18 protein-coding genes are annotated in these 16,635 nt (G+C 68.1%); 8 read left to right on the top strand and 10 right to left on the bottom strand.

The features are described 5' to 3' along the window. Positions 1-134: 134 nt before the first annotated feature. Complete coding sequence (locus ON38_RS20600) at positions 135-518, bottom strand: DUF488 domain-containing protein (protein WP_039826546.1); 384 nt, start codon at positions 516-518, stop codon at positions 135-137. 113 nt (positions 519-631) lie between these two features. On the opposite strand from ON38_RS20600, the gene ON38_RS20595 reads away from it, so the two are divergent. Beyond that, positions 632-904, top strand: coding sequence for a hypothetical protein (locus tag ON38_RS20595; protein ID WP_039826545.1), 273 nt, complete (start codon positions 632-634; stop codon positions 902-904). A 185-nt stretch (positions 905-1,089) separates the two neighbouring features. On the opposite strand, the gene ON38_RS20590 is transcribed toward ON38_RS20595, so the two are convergent. The 3 genes from ON38_RS20590 to adh form a co-directional block, all read right to left on the bottom strand. Next, positions 1,090-1,563 carry a VOC family protein gene (locus tag ON38_RS20590; protein WP_039826607.1) on the bottom strand — a complete coding sequence of 158 codons (474 nt, stop codon included), beginning with the start codon at positions 1,561-1,563 and terminating at the stop codon, positions 1,090-1,092. 365 nt (positions 1,564-1,928) lie between these two features. Then, on the bottom strand, positions 1,929-2,330 hold the full coding sequence (locus ON38_RS20585) for a DUF779 domain-containing protein (RefSeq protein ID WP_039826544.1): 402 nt from the start codon (positions 2,328-2,330) through the stop codon (positions 1,929-1,931). After that, a complete protein-coding gene (gene adh, locus ON38_RS20580; protein ID WP_039826606.1) occupies positions 2,330-3,847 on the bottom strand; it encodes an aldehyde dehydrogenase in 1,518 nt (505 codons plus the stop codon). The genes ON38_RS20585 and adh overlap by 1 nt, the downstream gene beginning before the upstream one ends. Positions 3,848-4,415: 568 nt before the next feature. On the opposite strand from adh, the gene ON38_RS20575 reads away from it, so the two are divergent. The 5 genes from ON38_RS20575 to ON38_RS20555 all read left to right on the top strand — a co-directional run bounded on the left by ON38_RS20575 (position 4,416) and on the right by ON38_RS20555 (position 9,104). Further along, the gene (locus ON38_RS20575) at positions 4,416-4,781 is read left to right on the top strand and encodes a hypothetical protein (RefSeq protein WP_051165009.1); all 366 of its coding nucleotides are present in this window, start codon (positions 4,416-4,418) and stop codon (positions 4,779-4,781) included. Next, positions 4,781-5,413 carry a DUF3558 domain-containing protein gene (locus tag ON38_RS20570; RefSeq protein WP_083872910.1) on the top strand — a complete coding sequence of 211 codons (633 nt, stop codon included), beginning with the start codon at positions 4,781-4,783 and terminating at the stop codon, positions 5,411-5,413. The genes ON38_RS20575 and ON38_RS20570 overlap by 1 nt, the downstream gene beginning before the upstream one ends. 3 nt (positions 5,414-5,416) lie before the next feature. Next, on the top strand, positions 5,417-6,769 hold the full coding sequence (locus tag ON38_RS35610) for a hypothetical protein (protein ID WP_157181824.1): 1,353 nt from the start codon (positions 5,417-5,419) through the stop codon (positions 6,767-6,769). Next, the gene (locus ON38_RS20560) at positions 6,766-7,479 is read left to right on the top strand and encodes an ESX secretion-associated protein EspG (RefSeq protein ID WP_039826541.1); all 714 of its coding nucleotides are present in this window, start codon (positions 6,766-6,768) and stop codon (positions 7,477-7,479) included. The genes ON38_RS35610 and ON38_RS20560 overlap by 4 nt, the downstream gene beginning before the upstream one ends. A gap of 224 nt (positions 7,480-7,703) precedes the next feature. Beyond that, complete coding sequence (locus ON38_RS20555) at positions 7,704-9,104, top strand: class II fumarate hydratase (protein ID WP_039826540.1); 1,401 nt, start codon at positions 7,704-7,706, stop codon at positions 9,102-9,104. A 69-nt stretch (positions 9,105-9,173) separates the two neighbouring features. Here ON38_RS20555 and ON38_RS20550 read toward each other — a convergent pair whose 3' ends face one another. The 3 genes from ON38_RS20550 to glpX all read right to left on the bottom strand — a co-directional run bounded on the left by ON38_RS20550 (position 9,174) and on the right by glpX (position 12,164). Next, positions 9,174-10,031 (bottom strand): acyl-ACP desaturase, encoded by an 858-nt coding sequence (locus ON38_RS20550; protein ID WP_085995460.1) that lies wholly within the window; start codon positions 10,029-10,031, stop codon positions 9,174-9,176. A gap of 205 nt (positions 10,032-10,236) precedes the next feature. After that, entirely contained in the window at positions 10,237-10,860 is a 624-nt protein-coding gene (locus ON38_RS20545) for an LGFP repeat-containing protein (RefSeq protein ID WP_051165019.1), read from the bottom strand. A gap of 260 nt (positions 10,861-11,120) precedes the next feature. After that, positions 11,121-12,164 carry a class II fructose-bisphosphatase gene (gene glpX, locus ON38_RS20540; RefSeq protein WP_039826538.1) on the bottom strand — a complete coding sequence of 348 codons (1,044 nt, stop codon included), beginning with the start codon at positions 12,162-12,164 and terminating at the stop codon, positions 11,121-11,123. Positions 12,165-12,293: 129 nt separating this feature from the next. Here glpX and ON38_RS20535 point away from each other — a divergent pair, with 129 nt between their 5' ends. Continuing rightward, the gene (locus tag ON38_RS20535; protein WP_039826537.1) at positions 12,294-12,863 is read left to right on the top strand and encodes a DUF4245 domain-containing protein; all 570 of its coding nucleotides are present in this window, start codon (positions 12,294-12,296) and stop codon (positions 12,861-12,863) included. Positions 12,864-12,887: 24 nt separating this feature from the next. On the opposite strand, the gene ON38_RS20530 is transcribed toward ON38_RS20535, so the two are convergent. Genes ON38_RS20530 through ON38_RS20520 form a run of 3 tightly spaced genes read right to left on the bottom strand, consistent with a single transcriptional unit; the run spans position 12,888 to position 15,186 of the window. Further along, on the bottom strand, positions 12,888-13,121 hold the full coding sequence (locus ON38_RS20530) for an exodeoxyribonuclease VII small subunit (RefSeq protein ID WP_039826536.1): 234 nt from the start codon (positions 13,119-13,121) through the stop codon (positions 12,888-12,890). Positions 13,122-13,123: 2 nt separating this feature from the next. Beyond that, positions 13,124-14,461, bottom strand: coding sequence for an exodeoxyribonuclease VII large subunit (gene xseA, locus ON38_RS20525; RefSeq protein ID WP_039826535.1), 1,338 nt, complete (start codon positions 14,459-14,461; stop codon positions 13,124-13,126). After that, a complete protein-coding gene (locus ON38_RS20520) occupies positions 14,458-15,186 on the bottom strand; it encodes a lipid droplet-associated protein (RefSeq protein ID WP_039826534.1) in 729 nt (242 codons plus the stop codon). The genes xseA and ON38_RS20520 overlap by 4 nt, the downstream gene beginning before the upstream one ends. Positions 15,187-15,500: 314 nt before the next feature. Here ON38_RS20520 and ON38_RS20515 point away from each other — a divergent pair, with 314 nt between their 5' ends. Continuing rightward, the gene (locus tag ON38_RS20515; RefSeq protein WP_039826533.1) at positions 15,501-16,508 is read left to right on the top strand and encodes a 4-hydroxy-3-methylbut-2-enyl diphosphate reductase; all 1,008 of its coding nucleotides are present in this window, start codon (positions 15,501-15,503) and stop codon (positions 16,506-16,508) included. Positions 16,509-16,635 lie beyond the last annotated feature (127 nt).

Genomic DNA, 16,635 nt, shown 5'->3' with positions numbered 1-16,635 from the left:
TCCGCGCAGGTCAGAGTGGGTATCGGTCGCCCCCGATCGATTCGGATCAGGTATCGGCGGAACTCGCGGTATCCCGGGGCCGAGACGGCGTGTTCGCTCCGGGTTCGCCTTCGTGTCGCCCGGCGCGCGCCGCCTCAGCCGCCCAGCTGCTCAACGAGTACCGGAACATGGCTGTGACCCGGCTCTCTGACTGCGGTGACCAGAGTCACCGGCGGGCTGCTACCGGCGCGCTCCCGTAACCGGTGCAGTATCTCGCGGGCCGCCGGCTCGGCGAGCTCGGCGCGGTAGCGGTCGCCGAATTCGGTGCGCCGGCCGTCCGGGTCTTCGTGGAACCACCGGCGCAATTCGGTCGAGGGGGTGATCTCCTTGGCCCATTCGTCGATCCCGGCCGCGGCCTTGGCGAGGCCGCGCGGCCACAGGCGGTCGACGAGCACCCGGTATCCGTCCTCGGCCGCGGGCGGCTCGTAGACGCGTTTGACCTGGAAGCCGGGCGGTGGGGTGAGGGTATCGTCGGTCATCGGGCCATCGCAGCACGGTATCGGCTCGGAGTGGGTACGCCACGCGGCGGCCGGCCGGGCGACCCTCCCGGAAACCGAGCCCCGAGCCCGGTGCCGGGATTAGAGTCGGCGATATGACCGAGTACGAGGAGTTGGACAAGCTCTCGTCGAAGGAACTGCACGACCGCGCGGTCAGGTCCGCGGTGCGGCACGGTGATATCCGCTTCCTCTGGGAACTGCTGACCCGGATCCCGGCGGCGGAGGCCACCGCGGGCCGGACCGGGGAGAGCGAAGCCGATATCAAATGGGTGGTGCCCATGCTCGACGACTACATCCACGCCGGTGACGGTGAACTCGCCGAGGCGCTGCGCGGGTTCTATCTGGATTACCTGCGGGAGCATTCCTGACCGTGGCGCGGCGACGGGCACCGCGGGCTCGCCGCGGTGCCCGGATCGGCACGGCCCCGGCCCCACGCGTTGCGGTACTCGCCGAAGGACGCGGTGATCGGGGTGCCTCGAGATCCGCCGCCGACACCACGGCCGGGTGAGTTCGCCCGCCGCGGGAACCCACCCGCGCGGCCACCGGTTGCGGGTCAGCCGGCGTAGGCCTCCCGCATCGCCCGCACATCGATCTTCTTCATCTGATACATGGCCGCGAGCGCCCGGTCGACCGCCGCCGGATCGTCACCGGAGAGCAGGTCGTTGGCCTCGCTGGGCCAGATCTGCCACGGCACCCCGTACTTGTCGTTGAGCCAGCCGCACTGGACCTCCTCGCCGCCGTCGGCGAGCAGCGCCTCCCACAGCCGGTCCACCTCGGCCTGGTCGTCACAGTTGACCAGCAGCGACATGGCATGGGTGTAGTGGTAGTCGCCGCCCCCGTTGATAGCGGTGAACTGCTGCCCGGCGAGCTGGAAATCGACCAGCATCACCGTCCCCGCCTCGCGCATACCCGACTCCGTGTAGCGCTGCACCCCGGTGATCTTCCCGTCCGGGAACAGGGAACAGTAGAACTCCGCGGCCTCCTCGGCCTGGGTGTCGTACCAGAGATTGGTGACGATCTTCTGCATGACGATCCTCCTCAGCTGACGGCTGGTATGCACTGACGACGGATCCCGGAGCCGGAACTGATCGGCTCCGGCCGGATTCGATCGATGATCCGATACCGGGCTGCGCATACGGCCCGACCCGCCGGGCCCGATCATCGAGAGTCCGCCGCGGTGAGTCGGGCTTTCATAGCCCCGGCTCGGCACTCCGCCGCCCACTCGCTGCGCTGTGCCGCTCCAGAGCCGGGACCGGCCCCGACCGTCGACGTGGCCAGAAAAGGGGTGAGGTGGACCTGTGCCGGTCGACGATTCTCGCGACCGAGGACGACGCCCGAGCCGGCCCGCCGGGCCGGCCGGCACGAGCCGAGGCCGGGCGGGCCGGGAGGCGATCAGTCGGTGATTTCAGCGCCCGTCGGTGGCGGTGGTGCGGCTTCGAGGCGGAGGAATTCCTCATCGGTGAGCAGCCGGGACCGGATCAGGAACCGGACCCCCTCGGGCGCCTCCAGGGAAAACCCGCTGCCCCGCCCGGGCACCACGTCCACCGTCAGATGGGTGTGCTTCCAGTACTGGTACTGGTCGGCGCTCATCCAGAACGGGGTGTCCACATCCACCTGCCCCAGCAGCACATCCTGCGCCCCGACCCGGAACTCGCCCCGGGGGTAGCACATGGGCGCGCTGCCGTCACAGCACCCACCGGACTGGTGGAACATCACCGGACCGTGCCGCGCGATCAGCCGGTGCAGCAGATCGGCGGCGGTCGCGGTGAGTTCCACCCGGTTCGGGTCCGGCATCAGAAGAACCCGAGCTTCTGCGGTGAGTAACTGACCAGCAGGTTCTTGGTCTGCTGGTAGTGGTCCAGCATCTGTGCGTGGTTCTCCCGGCCGATACCCGATTTCTTGTAGCCGCCGAACGCCGCGTGCGCGGGGTAGGCGTGATAGCAGTTCGTCCACACCCGGCCGGCCTTGATACCGCGACCGAGCCGGTAGGCGGTATTGCCGTCCCGGGTCCAGACACCCGCGCCGAGACCGTAGAGGGTGTCGTTGGCGATCTTCAGGGCCTCCTCGGTGGAATCGAAGGTGGTGACCGAGACGACCGGGCCGAAGATCTCCTCCTGGAAGATGCGCATATCGTTGCTGCCCTTGAAGATGGTCGGTTCCACGTAGTAGCCGTTCGGGTAGCCCTCCACCGAGCGAAGCCCGCCGCCGGTCAGCACCTCGGCGCCTTCCTTCTTGCCGATATCGATGTAGGACATGATCTTCTCGAGCTGGTCGTTACTGGCCTGCGCGCCGATCATGGTCGCGTCGTCGAGCGGGTCGCCGCTCACGATGGCCTTGGTGCGCTCCACACAGCGGGCCATGAACTCGTCGTAGATGGACGAATGGACGAGCGCCCGCGACGGACAGGTGCAGACCTCGCCCTGGTTCAGCGCGAACATCACAAAACCTTCGACGGCCTTGTCCAGGAAATCGTCGTCGGCGGCCATGACATCCGGCAGGAAGATATTCGGGCTCTTCCCGCCCAGTTCCAGGGTGACCGGGATGATGTTCTCGCTCGCGTACTGCATGATCAAGCGGCCGGTGGTGGTCTCCCCGGTGAACGCCACCTTCGCCACCCGCGGACTCGACGCCAGCGGCTTACCGGTCTCCACCCCGAAACCGTTCACCACATTCAGCACACCCGGCGGCAACAGGTCGGCGATCAGCTCGACCACCTTCAGAATCGACGCCGGCGTCTGCTCGGCCGGTTTCAGCACCACCGCGTTACCGGCCGCCAGCGCCGGAGCCAATTTCCAGGTGGCCATGAGAATGGGGAAATTCCACGGGATGATCTGACCGACCACGCCCAGCGGCTCGTGGAAGTGATAGGCGATGGTATCGGCGTCGATCTCGCTGATTCCGCCCTCCTGGGCGCGGATGGCCCCCGCGAAATACCGGAAATGGTCCACGGCCAGCGGCAGGTCCGCCGCCTTCGTCTCTCGGACCGGCTTCCCGTTCTCCCAGGTCTCCGCGACCGCCAGCGCCTCCAGATTCTCCTCGATCCGATCCGCGATCTTGTTGAGGATATTCGCGCGCTCGGTGGTCGAAGTGGCCCCCCATCCGTCGGCGGCGGCATGCGCGGCATCCAGTGCCAATTCCACGTCGGGCGCGGTGGAACGCGCTACCTCGCAAAAGGTCTCGCCATCGACCGGCGACGGATTGTCGAAGTATTCACCTCCCACGGGCGCGGTCCATTCACCCCCGATGAAATTGTCGTATCGGCGGGCATAGCTGACGATGCTGCCGTCGGCACCGGGCTTGGCGTAGGTCATGACGAACTCCTCGGTCGACTCGGGCGCTGAACGCACGCCGGATAGAGCGTGATGTACCTCACTATGCCGCCTGGCGGGCAGTGGTACGCCGTGTTCACGATGAAACGTGGGATCGATTCCGGTCGGTTTCGGATCGGGGCTGGTCGAGGTGGCGGCCGGAAAACAGACGTTGACGGCGGGGGAGGGGTCGCCCGAACCCTGCCGACCGAAGGTGGGCGTACCGGCTGATCGATCATCGGAGATATAGCGGCGACCGATCGGCGGCACCCCACGACGCGGCGGGCTTCTGCGCACCGCACGATCGGCCGAAGCCGTCTCGCTTGCGCCGAGGACTGTTGCTCGTGTCGAACGTCCGGCCCGAGGTGATGCTGCGCCGTCGAGCGATCTCCCGAAGGCCGGGTCGACCGTGGTCACGGCCGGGACGTCGGTTGCCGCGGAAGGGAGTGAGAGGAACGAATAGGGTTGCCGCGGTGCGTTTTCGCGGGAGCGGGGGGTCCGGCGGAACCGGAGTGGGGGCGGGTGCGTCCAGTATGGTGAGTGAAGTTTACGGAAGGGTGGGCCGAGCGCGATGGATGTGGGGCAGGGGACCGCTACCTCGCTGTATCAGCAAGCTGTGGCAGGGACATTCCGGATGGAGCGGGGCGCCGCGGAACGGTGTGCGGCGGTGTACACGCGGTTGGTCGACACGTGCCTGGAGGCGCAGATTGCTGCATCCGAACGTCTGCGAGACACCTCCGGCTTCGGAGGCTTCGACTCCGCGCGCGAACTGGAGACCAATTTCGGGGGCAAGGGCGCTCTTACTACCGAGGTATTGACGGGGATGAAAGAGGCTGCGTTGCGTATGGCTGCGGCCTTTCTTCAAGCGGGCGGCGCCTTCCAGGAAGCCGACGCGATGAACAGGAGAGCTCTCGAAGCGGTGGAGGTCGACCAGTGATGGTGCGATACAAAGTTGTTGTACCTGTTTTTTGTGGAGCAATTGCCTTCGCTGTGGCAGGTTGCGCGGGCAGTGGAAGTCCGGCTGCGGTGGAAGCAACCACCTCGCCGGCTGTGTCGGTGAGTGAGGAAGAAGGATCGACTCGTCCGACACTGACGGAATCCAGACTGCAGCCCCCGCCGCTGCAAAACGAATACACCACCGAGGGTCGGCCGGAGGTGGTCTTCGATCCCTGTACTTGGATCAGCGATCAGGCTGCGGAGAAGGCAGGATTGGATCCCGCCAGCCGTCGTCGGGGCGACGATACGGTTGCCGAGTACACGTTTTTGACGTGCGATTTCGATAGCCCTCACTGGGATCTGCAGATCAACTCGGGGAATGTGACGTGGGAGGAAGATCTGCAGAAGAACGGAGCCTTCAGCGAGCCCTTGACCGTGAACGGCCGCGAAGCGATGTGGGTGCGTGACCCCCAGGAGGCCAAACGATGCAGCATCCATCTGCGCACGAAGGTCGGCTTTGTGATGTTCACGACCAAGCGAACTTTCGAAGGGTCGGAAGTTGGACTCCAGAAGTGTGATGGTGTCCTGCGTGTCGTGGAGGCACTCGAACCGGAGATCGGTTCGGGGAACTAGACCATGAGTGAAGACCAGTCCTCTTCGCCGCTCGGTATCTTCGGGCCGGGTCTGGGCATCGACCCATCGGCTGTGCCCAATCGTCTTTCAGGCCAGCAAAGCCAGTCCGGTGCGGAATATTTCGGATCTCAGGTTTCACACGGTGACCGAGACCCTTCGTACATCACGCGGATGGAGCAATTCGAAGGGATGTCGCATGAAGAGATCTTCACCAAAGTCGATGCCATGAAGCCCGGCCTCATGCATGAGATTGCCAGCGCCTACGAGTCCATTGCGAACGCTTTGAGTGGCGCCCTGCTCGGCGCCCACCTTTCGCTCCAGCGGGAGCTTTCGGAAGGTATGAGTGGTCAATTCGCTGACGCTGCTGCGCAAGCTACAAAGAAATTTCACGACCAAGCCAATGACGTGCAAGAAGTCATCCGCGCGGTCGGCTTCCGCGTGGATGCCGCTGCCTACGGCGCCGAGGTTGTGCGGAAATCCGTCCCACCGCCACCCACTCAGGCGCCCGGGACGAACCCGACGCTCGCCACCTCGGTGGTCGACCCCGCCCAGGTCGCCCAGACTGTTGTCGGCGCTACCGATCCCGCCGCTGCCGCCGCGCTCGATCGGTACAAGGAAGAGCAGCGATTGGTCGCGGTGGAAGCCATGAACATGGCGTACAAACCCACTTATCAGTCCGCCGGTGACGGGGTGCCGACCTTCGTGCCGGTTCAGGCGCCGGGGGACGGGCCGGGGCCCTCTGTTCCGGGCGGTACATCCACCACCGGGCCCAATGGCAGCAGTACAACGACCTCGGCTCCCGGTGGTGAAACCCCGGGTTCCGAGACGCCCGGAGCGAACGAAACCGACGGGGAGGGCAGCGAAAGCGCGGGTACGGAGGAGGATTCGCAGACCACCACCGCCGGATCGAACGAGAACCCGACCACCCAGCAGCCGAACACGACGACGACCGGCACCCCGACCGGCGACCCGCAGCGCACCACCCCGTCGACCACCACCGGTTCTCCCTCCGTTTCCACCGGGGCGCCGGTCGGGACGCCCGGCGGGACGCCGCAGAGCCGAACTCCGGGTAAGACGGTGACCGCAACCCCCGGCGGGCCCAATACCGCCACGGGGTCTCCGAGTGCGGCGGCAACGGCCGCGGGTACCAGCCGGGGGATGTCCGGGATGCCGGGCATGATGTCCGCGGGCGCGGGCAGGCGTGGGGAAGACGACGACGAGCACAAGACGCCCGATTACCTGATCCAGGATCGTGAAGAAGAGCTGTTCGGTCCTCGGATCAGCGCCCTGGGTGGGGTTCTCGGAGCCGACGCTCCCGCCGCGCAGCCGGCCGATGATCGCGGTGACCGGCGGTGAAGTGGGAATTCACTCCGGACGAATTCATGCACGTCTGGAAGGAGACCGGTAAGGACCGGTATCCGTACCCATTGGAGGTGCGGTCTTCGGTGCGCTGGGAGGACGAGTTCCAACGGTTGGCGGCCGGGATCGCGACGGCGTATCCCCGAGGCGGTGATCCCGATTTGACTGCCGCGTTGCGTGTCGCCGCCGACCCCGAGTACACGCTCACCCTCTCGGGTAGTCGCCGGCACCGGATCCGCGCGTACGGGGCTTTCGCGGGGCAGGTGGCCGTCACCGCCGTGCAATTCCCCGGCACCACTACCGATTTCGACGGTAAGTTCGTGCTCCAGGTCGGCTCGCCCGCGCTCGTGCCCAAGATTTTTCTGCAGATCCTCGGGGAGCAGCCGAAGGGGAGCCGGGCACCGCTGGTGGAGAGTATCGACCGGCTCCGCGATACCTACGAGGTGTGGAACGGCGGTACACCGCAGCCGGCCGACCGGATGCGCCGACTGCTGAAGGCGCCGCGGGCGGGGTCGGGATTCCTGGAGGCGCGGCACCGGTTGCGTGAGCCGGAACCGCCGCCGCCCCGCTATCTGAGCTGGTTCGATGTCGCCGAAGACGGGCGCTACGTCTATCGGCACCGCTACCAGGATTTCCATATCGACCCGATCTCGCATGCGGAGTTGAGCCGCGAGATCGACCGGCTCGTCTCCGCCGGGCACGGCTGAGCGGTAACGGGCACGCCGACTGCTGAGGTGGTCGATGGTGGGGTGCCGGTCGAGGGCCGCGCAGAAATAACTCACGGACATGGGAGCAGCCCAGCGCACCGACCCGGCGACCCGTCGCACGCTCACGGGTCGGCGGAGCGCGGTGGCACCGCGGGCAATTCCGGTGACCCAGACCTCACGCGTGGCACGCCAACATCGCCGGGGCGCGGCATAGGGTCGGGAACATGAGCGAGGAGAAGCAGTACCGCATCGAGCACGACACCATGGGCGAGGTCCGCGTTCCGGTGGACGCGCTGTGGCGTGCCCAGACTCAGCGGGCGGTGGAGAACTTCCCGATCAGCGGGCGGGGGCTGGAGCGGGCGCAGATCCGGGCGCTCGGGCTGCTGAAGGGGGCCTGCGCGGTGGTGAACCGGGATCTGGGGTTGCTCGACGAGGAGCGGGCCGCGGCGATCGTGGCGGCGGCCACCGAGATCGCGGAGGGCCGCCACGACGACCAGTTCCCGATCGATGTGTTCCAGACCGGGTCCGGGACCAGTTCGAATATGAACGCCAACGAGGTGATCGCCTCGATCGCGGCCGCGGGCGGGGTCACCGTGCATCCGAACGACCACGTGAACATGTCCCAGTCGTCGAACGACACCTTCCCGACCGCGACCCACCTGGCTGCCACCGAGGCCGTGATCAAGGATCTGCTGCCCGCCTTGGAACATCTGCGGCTGGCGCTGCTGGACAAGTCGGCCGAATGGCGCACTGTGGTGAAGTCGGGGCGTACGCACCTGATGGACGCGGTCCCGGTGACGCTGGGCCAGGAGTTCGGCGGCTACACCCGGCAGGTCGCGGCGGGGATGGAGCGGCTGCTGGCGACGCTGCCGCGGCTGGGTGAACTGCCGATCGGCGGTACCGCCGTCGGAACCGGGCTGAACGCACCCGCCGGGTTCGGGGCGAAAGTGGTGGCGGAGTTGGTGCGGGCCACCGGGATCGACGCGTTGACCGAGGCGGAGGATCATTTCGAAGCACAGGCGGCGCGGGACGGGCTGGTGGAGGTCTCCGGGGCGCTGAAGACGATCGCGGTGAGCCTGACCAAGATCGCCAACGATATCCGCTGGATGGGTTCGGGCCCGCTGACCGGGCTGGGTGAACTGCAACTGCCCGACCTGCAGCCGGGTAGTTCGATCATGCCGGGGAAGGTGAATCCGGTCCTGCCGGAGGCGGTCACGCAGGTGGCGGCGCAAGTGGTCGGAAACGATGCGGCGGTCACTTTCGCGGGTGCGGGCGGCCATTTCGAACTGAATGTCTACATTCCGGTGATGGCGCGTAATGTGCTCGAATCCATCCGGCTGCTGGCCGCGGTGTCCCGCTTGTTCGCCGACCGCTGTGTGCACGGGCTGACCGCCGACGTCGATCGGCTGCGCACCCTGGCCGAATCCTCGCCTTCCATCGTGACCCCGCTGAATTCGGCGATCGGTTACGAGGAGGCGGCGGCGGTGGCCAAACAGGCGCTGCGGGAGCAGAAGACGATCCGTCAGACGGTCATCGATCGCGGGCTGATCGGGGAGGCGCTCAGCGAGGAGGAACTCGACCGGCGCCTGGATGTGCTGTCGATGACGAATATCGACAACGACTGAGGCTGCCGGGCGGTCCGGGGTATTCGGTGCGACGCGACCGTGGATCGACGGTCGCGTCGCCGTGATGGGTCAGGACCGGAAACGGGCCAGTTCTTCTCGGGCCGCCTCCCCGGATTCGCCGAGGTCGGTGCGGCCGAATACGTCCCAGCGCCGCAGCAGCGGCGCGAAGACCAGCTCGTCCTGCCGCTCCGGGTCGTAGATACCGGCATCGGCGAGCGCCTCGTCGCTGCTGCGCCCGTCGGGCAGGGTGACCGAGGGGACCCGGAACGCGGCGACCTGGTCGGCGACGGCGCGCATGGTCTGGTCGGGGGTCTCGGCGAAACCGGCCGCGACGAGATCGGCGAATACCGCGGCCTGCCGCTCGTCGTCTTTGGCGATCTGCTCGCTGATCGCGGTGATCAGCGGGTTCTCCCCGAGTGCGGCGGTATTGCGGTGGCGTACGGCGGCGGCGGTCTCCTCGAACGCGCAGGCGGCCAGCACATCCAGCAGATGCAGCGGCTCGCGCCGGAAACCGTCGGTCATATGGCCCATCCGCAGCCGCTCCAGTTCCACCGGGTCACAGGCGCGGGTGACCATCAGGTAGTTGCGGATCACGATGGAGTGCCGGGCCTCCTCGGCGGTCCAGCGGCCCACCCAGCGCCACCACGCGCCGGTGCGCAGGTATTTGCCGATCTCGCGGTGGTACGAGGGCAGATTGTCGGCGATCAGCACGCTCACGGTGAGCGCCAGCCGGGCGGTATCGCTGAGCTCGGACTGCGAGGGGTCCCAGTCCTCGCCGCCGAGGAAGGCGAAGTTGCGGCCGTCGTCCCACGGGACGAAGTCGTGCGGCTGCCATTCATCGGCGATCTCGGTATGGCGCCGCATGGTCAGTTCCACCTCTACCGCGAGCGATTCCAGCAGGTCGCGGTCGGTCAACAGTTTCTGCACGCACACACGGTAGCGGGTCGGACCGGGTACGGGGTGAGCGCCGGGGTCGGGTTGGGGAATCTCGGTGATCCGGCCGATGCGGGTGGGGTCCGCGCACAGTCGGCGCCGCTCCCCGGATGTGAACGGAGATTCCGGAGCGGGTGTGGCGCGGACCCCGGACAGCGCTCGGAGCGCCCACCGTGATGGGCGCCCCGAGTGCGGTATCTCACTTCTCGGTGACCGTGGTGGAACGGTCGGAGGAGTTCCAGGTGATGGTGCCGCCCTCGAACTCGCTCTTCTTGCCCTCCGGGGTGGTCTCCTCGTCGGAGGTGGGGAAGCCGAGTTGGCCGTCGGCGCCGCCGTTGGCTTCCCAGGCTTCACGGATATCGCCCCACACGATATGGGCGCCGGTGTCCTCGCTGAAGAAGATCGTGCCGCCGGAGAAGTTCTGGTAGCGACCGCCGTCCCCGGCGACCTGTTCCTCCCCCTCGGGCATACCGAGGGTGCCGGTCGGCCCGCCGGCCTCGGTGTACTTCTGATAGATGCTGCCCTTCACGGTGATCTCGTTGCCGTCCGGGGTCTGCACGGTGGTTTCGCCGGCATCGGCATTGGGATCCTCGTCGGGGGTGGGTGAACCCTCGGCGCCCGTCGTCTCGGTGGGCGAGCCTTCGGCGCCCGGGGACGGGGATTGGCCGTTGGTACCGGTGTTGCCGCCCGGCATCACCGCCGAGGTCAGGGAGCCGACGGTATCCGACACCGAGTTGTCGTCGTCACCGCAGCCGGCGACGAGGAGACCAGCGGCGGCGAGTGCCATGGTGAATCCGGCCGAACGTCGAGCGAAGTGGTGCATGTCCATCCTCTCGCGAGGCCGGTGTGATGGACGGGCAGAGCGTGGTGGTTCATCACTCCGGCTGTGGGTTCGGCAACGTGACGGCTATCGAGCGCGGATATTCGTGACGCTGCCGGTTCGGTGGCCACGCGGATATTACCCGGAACAACCGGGCAAGGAGTCTGGATGCCAGAAAGTTGCTGGACATGGCGGGTATATGCCCGGGCGTGCCGAAACACCCCATGCGGTCCGGAGCGGGCCCCGGACCGCACACGCAACCGTCAGGGCAGCGGCGGGGCGGCGTGCTCGTCGCCGTGGAAATCGACCGACGAGTACTCGCGCAGCTTGGTGAGCCGGTGATAGGCGTCGATCATGCGGACGGTGCCCGATTTCGACCGCATCACAATGGACTGGGTCGAGGCGCCGCCGCCGTAGTAGCGGACTCCGCGCAGCAGGTCGCCGTCGGTGACACCGGTGGCGCAGAAGAAGACGTTCTCCCCGGCCACCAGGTCCTCGGTGGTCAGGACGCGGTCCAGATCGTGTCCGGCGTCGATCGCCTTCTGCCGCTCGTCGTCGTCCTTGGGCGCGAGTTTGCCCTGCAGCGCGCCGCCCATACAGCGCATCGCGGCCGCGGCGATGATGCCCTCGGGGGTGCCACCGATGCCGACCAGGATGTCGGTGCCGGAATCGGGCCGGGCGGCGGCGATGGCACCGGCCACGTCACCGTCGGAGATGAGCCGGATCCGGGCGCCGGCGTCGCGGACCTCTTGGATCAGGTCGCCGTGGCGGGGTCGGTCCAGGATGCAGACGGTGATATCGGAGACCGAGGCGTGCTTGGCCTTGGCGACCTTGCGGATGTTCTCCCCGATCGGCGCCGAGATATCGATCACCTCGGCGGCGTCGGGGCCGACGGCGATCTTGTGCATGTAGAACACGGCCGACGGGTCGAACATGGCACCGCGTTCGGCGACCGCCAGCACCGAGATGGCGCCGGGCGAACCCTTCGACATCAGGGTGGTGCCGTCGATCGGGTCGACCGCGAAATCGACCTCCGGACCGGTACCGTCGCCCACGTTCTCGCCGTTGTACAGCATGGGCGCCTCGTCCTTCTCGCCCTCGCCGATCACCACGACACCGCTCATGGAGACCGAGCTGACCAGCTGCCGCATGGCATCCACGGCCGCCCCGTCGCCGCCCTCCTTGTCGCCCTTGCCCACCCAGCGTCCCGCTGCCATGGCGCCGGCTTCGGTGACGCGGACGAGTTCGAGCGCAAGGTTGCGGTCGGGTGCCTCGCGGCGGCTCGGAGCGGGCGAAGATGCCGTCATAGCGGGTGCCTCCTAGGTTGTGTAACTTGCCGTAATTGTCGCATCGCCGGATTGCGTGCCGGTGATCACCTGGTACGGCAGTACCGGGGGCGGCGGGGTCCCGCTGTGACCACGATGGATACTGGGAGCGTGCCGAACAAGAAGCCACGCATCATGAACGACTACCGGGATCTTTTCTGGTCGTTGATCCCGTTGGTGCTGATCGCCGTGGTGTTCGCCGGACTGACCAGTCAGTGCAGTTTCTCCGCGACCGGTCCGACCCAGGGCACGATACCCAGTTTCGACGCCGCCGCGGCCCTGCGCTCGGACGCGCAGAACCTGTCCTTCCCGATTCGGGAGCCGGCCCTCCCGCAGAACTGGCAGGCGAACTCCGGGAGCCGCGACACCATCACCGAACGCGGCGGCGGCACGGTCAGCACCATCGGCTATGTCACCGGGATGGGCACCTATATGGAACTCGATCAGAGCGATGCCACCGAAGAGGTGCTGGCCGGGCATATCGCGGGCAGCCGGTACGCCACCGGTACCCGGGATATCGCCGGACAGAAATGGGTGGTCTACCAGGAACCCGGGGCCGAGCCCGCGTGGGTCGCCGATTTCGGGTCCAGCCGGGTGCTGATCCGGGGGGCCGGCAATACCGAGGCCTTCGAGACCCTGGCCGCCGCGGTGGTGGCCGCCCGGCCGCTGCCCGCCGCATAGCAGGTCAGCGGATATCGGCGCCGTTCATTGCGCCCCGTCGGATTCGCCCAGCGCTTTCTCTATGCGCTGCCGGGCCCCGGCCAGATGTTCTTCGCACCGGTTGGCGAGCGCCTCGCCGCGTTCCCACAGCGCCAGGGCGTCGTCGAGGTCCATACCGCCCTGCTCCAGCATCTTCACCACGCCCGCCAGCTCGTCGCGGGCGCGTTCGTAGCCGAGGCCGGCGATATCGGCCAGGTCGTCGGTGCCGGTATCGGACACGGTCAGGTCCTCTCGGAGTCGTCGGAGCGGGTGGGGGAGCCGCGTTCGCCGAGCCTTTCGGTGCCGAGGACCGCGGCGGAGATCGCGCCGTCACCGACCCGGATACGCAGTTGGCTGCCCGCCGGCGAATCGTCGACACCGCGCACCACATGGCGTTCGGGTCCGGTCACCCGCTGCACGACAGCGTAGCCGCGGGCCAGGGTCGCGGCCGGGCCGACCGCGGTCAGCTGGCGCCGCAGATGGTCGGTGGTAACCGATTCGGCGCGGACCAGGCTCTCCACGCAACGGCGGGTCGCGGTGCGCAGGCGTTCGATCTCGTCGTGCCGGTGGCCGAGCTCGCGCAGTGGGTCGGCCAGGACCGGGCGTGACCTCAGCTGCCGCAGGGCCGCCGACTCCCGTTCGACCCAGCCGCGCAGGGCCGCCGCGGATCGGGCACGCAGTTCCCGGACCAGCGTGGTCTCCGCGGCCGCGTCGGGCACGATACGTTTGGCGGCGTCGGTCGGGGTGGCCGCGCGCAGATCCGCGACCAGGTCGGAGACCGGGGAATCGGGTTCGTGACCGATAGCGCTGACAATAGGAGTGGTCGCGGCGACGATGGCCCGGCACAGTGTCTCGTCGGAGAACGGCAGCAGATCCTCCACACTGCCGCCGCCGCGGGCGATCACGATCACCTCGACCGCCGGGTCGCGATCCAGCGCAGCCAGCGCGTCGAGGATCTGCGGGACCGCGGACGGGCCCTGTACCGCGGTGTTGCGCACCTCGAACCGCACCGCGGGCCAGCGATCCCGCGCCACGCTCAGCACATCGTGTTCGGCGGCGCTGCCGCGGCCGGTGATCAGCCCGACGGTGCCGGGCAGGAAGGGGACCGGGCGTTTGAGCCGCGGATCGAACAGGCCCTCGGCATCCAGCAACGCCTTCAGGCGTTCGATCCGGGCCAGCAGTTCGCCGACGCCGACCGGGCGGATCTCGGAAATCCGCAGCGACAAGGTGCCGCGACCGGGAAAGAAGGAGAGCTTGCCGTAGACCACCACCCGGCTGCCCTCCTGCAGCGGAATGGGGGAGGCGCGCAACAGGGCCGGGTCGCAGGTCACCGACAGCGACATATCGGCGGCCGGATCGCGCAGCACCAGAAAGGCTGTGCGGGTGCCGGGCCGCAGGTTGATCTGGGTGAGCTGGCCTTCCACCCAGATGCTGCCGAGCCGGTCGATCCACTGCGCGACCTTCATCGACACCGAGCGCACCGGCCAGGGCTGCTCGGCGGAATTGGCGGGGGCGGGCGCCTGCCCGGGCCGGCCGGAACCGCTCCGGCCGGCCGCGGGCGCGGGATCGGCCTCGGTCACTGGGCCCGTACGGTGGCGATCCGGTTGGTCAGCATGGTCACGAACGCGGCGCGATCCAGGGTGCGCTGTTCGTAGTCGAGCAGCGCGACCAGATCGGCGACCGTGAGCGTGCGCAGCCGTCCGCGCAGCTGGGCCAGGGTCATGTTCGGGTAGTCGTAGCGGACGCCGGCCTCGGGGAGCTCGGGCTCGGCCGCCGGCTCGGGTCCGGCGACGGGCTCGGGATTGGCCGTGGCGGCGGACTCGGGTCCGTCGACCGCGGCCGCAGCGGCCGACGCCGCGATATCGCCGGCCGGGTCAGCGGCGGCGGCTTCGGTGTCGAAGGTGTGCGCCGCGGGCACCGGGTTGCCGTTCTGGATCGCGCGCAGGCCGTCCAGGGTCTCCTGCAGGGCCAGTTCCACCTCGGCCGGATCGGCGTCGAAGCGGTCGAAACCGCTGTTGCGGCGGCGCGGAGTCGCGACCGGCTCACGCACCGGCGGGTCGTCGTCCTCGTCGAAGGTGGCCCATTCGGGCTGCTCCTCGGGACGGTTGATGATCCGGTCGAAAACCGAATCGCCCTTGATCGCGAGACTGGTGACGAACTGCTGGACGTGCATTCCCGTCTGCAGTAATTGGCTTACCGCGGTGAGCGGTAATTTCGCCGCTGCCGAAGGCAGCCGTCGCGTCTCCTCGAGCACGTAGACGGCGGCTCCGGCGGCGACGCGGGCCAGGAACGGTGGTCGAAACATGGTAATAGCCTGCCCGATATAGCGGGGTGCGCAAAAGAGGGTGCGCTCACCCGGCAAGCCGCGGCGGGGTCGGCGCGTTTCCCGCGGACCGGCTGGTGCCGCCGCGGCGGGAAACGCGTCGGCGTCGTGGTAGCCGCCGCGGGTGAACCTGCACACCCTCCCGGCGGTGACGCCGCCGGTGACCGGTCGCGTGAGGTCCCGCGGACCCCGGCGGTGAGCGGGGTGAACGGGCCGAACAGGTGGTCTGGGCGTCGCCCGGGTGCCGGGGTGCACGGCCGCAGCGGTCGCCGGGGTACGCACGTATTCTGTGGGGCATGTCCTCGGCAATACCGTTGAATGTCGGAATCGCTCGCTCGGCCGGCGCCGCGACCGCCGCCCCCGAAGGAAAACGAGTGCTGCTCGCCGAACCGCGCGGATACTGCGCGGGTGTGGACCGTGCCGTCGAAACCGTGGAGAAGGCGCTGGAAAAGCACGGCGCCCCGATTTATGTCCGCAAGGAGATAGTGCACAACCGCCACGTGGTGGAAACCCTGCGTGAGCGCGGCGTGATCTTTGTCGACACCACCGACGAAGTTCCCGAAGGGGAACTGGTGGTCTTCTCCGCGCACGGGGTCTCGCCCGCGGTGCACGCGACCGCCGCCGAACGCAACCTGCGCACCATCGACGCGACCTGTCCGCTGGTGACCAAGGTCCATCAGGAGGCCAAACGCTTCGCCCGCGACGACTACGACATCCTGTTGATCGGTCACGAAGGCCACGAGGAAGTCGAGGGAACCGCCGGTGAGGCTCCCGAGCACGTACAACTCGTCGACGGACCCGACGCGGTCGAGAAGGTGACCGTGCGCGACGAGTCCAAGGTGATCTGGCTGTCGCAGACCACACTCAGTGTGGACGAGACAATGGAGACGGTGTCGCGGCTGCGCGAGAAGTTCCCCGCGCTGCAGGACCCGCCCAGCGACGATATCTGCTACGCCACCCAGAACCGTCAGGTCGCGGTGAAGGCGATGGCTCCGGAATGCGATCTGGTGATCGTCGTGGGTTCGCGCAACTCGTCGAACTCGGTGCGCCTGGTGGAGGTGGCGCTCGGCGCCGGGGCCCGTGCGTCGTATCTGGTGGACTACGCGCGCGAGGTGGACCCGGCGTGGCTCGAGGGGGTGACCACGGTCGGGATCACCTCCGGTGCGTCGGTCCCCGAGATCCTGGTGCGCGGGGTGCTGGACATGCTCGCCGAACACGGGTTCGGCGAGGTCCAGCCGGTGACCACCGCGAACGAGACCCTCGTGTTCGCGCTGCCGCGGGAACTGCGGGCCGCTCGGCGCTGACCCGCGCTCACCTCCCGCGCCGGCCACGTACAGCTAGCGCCGTTCCGGTCGCCGCCGTTCCGGGATCGGTTCGCGGACGCGGGCGGGCTGCGGCGCCCGGGCCGGTTCGCCCCGGCGGGCGTTCGCG

Source organism: Nocardia testacea NBRC 100365, assembly GCF_000308775.1.
GTDB classification, from domain to species: domain Bacteria; phylum Actinomycetota; class Actinomycetes; order Mycobacteriales; family Mycobacteriaceae; genus Nocardia; species Nocardia testacea.
This window is presented reverse-complemented; position numbering and strand designations above follow the sequence as displayed.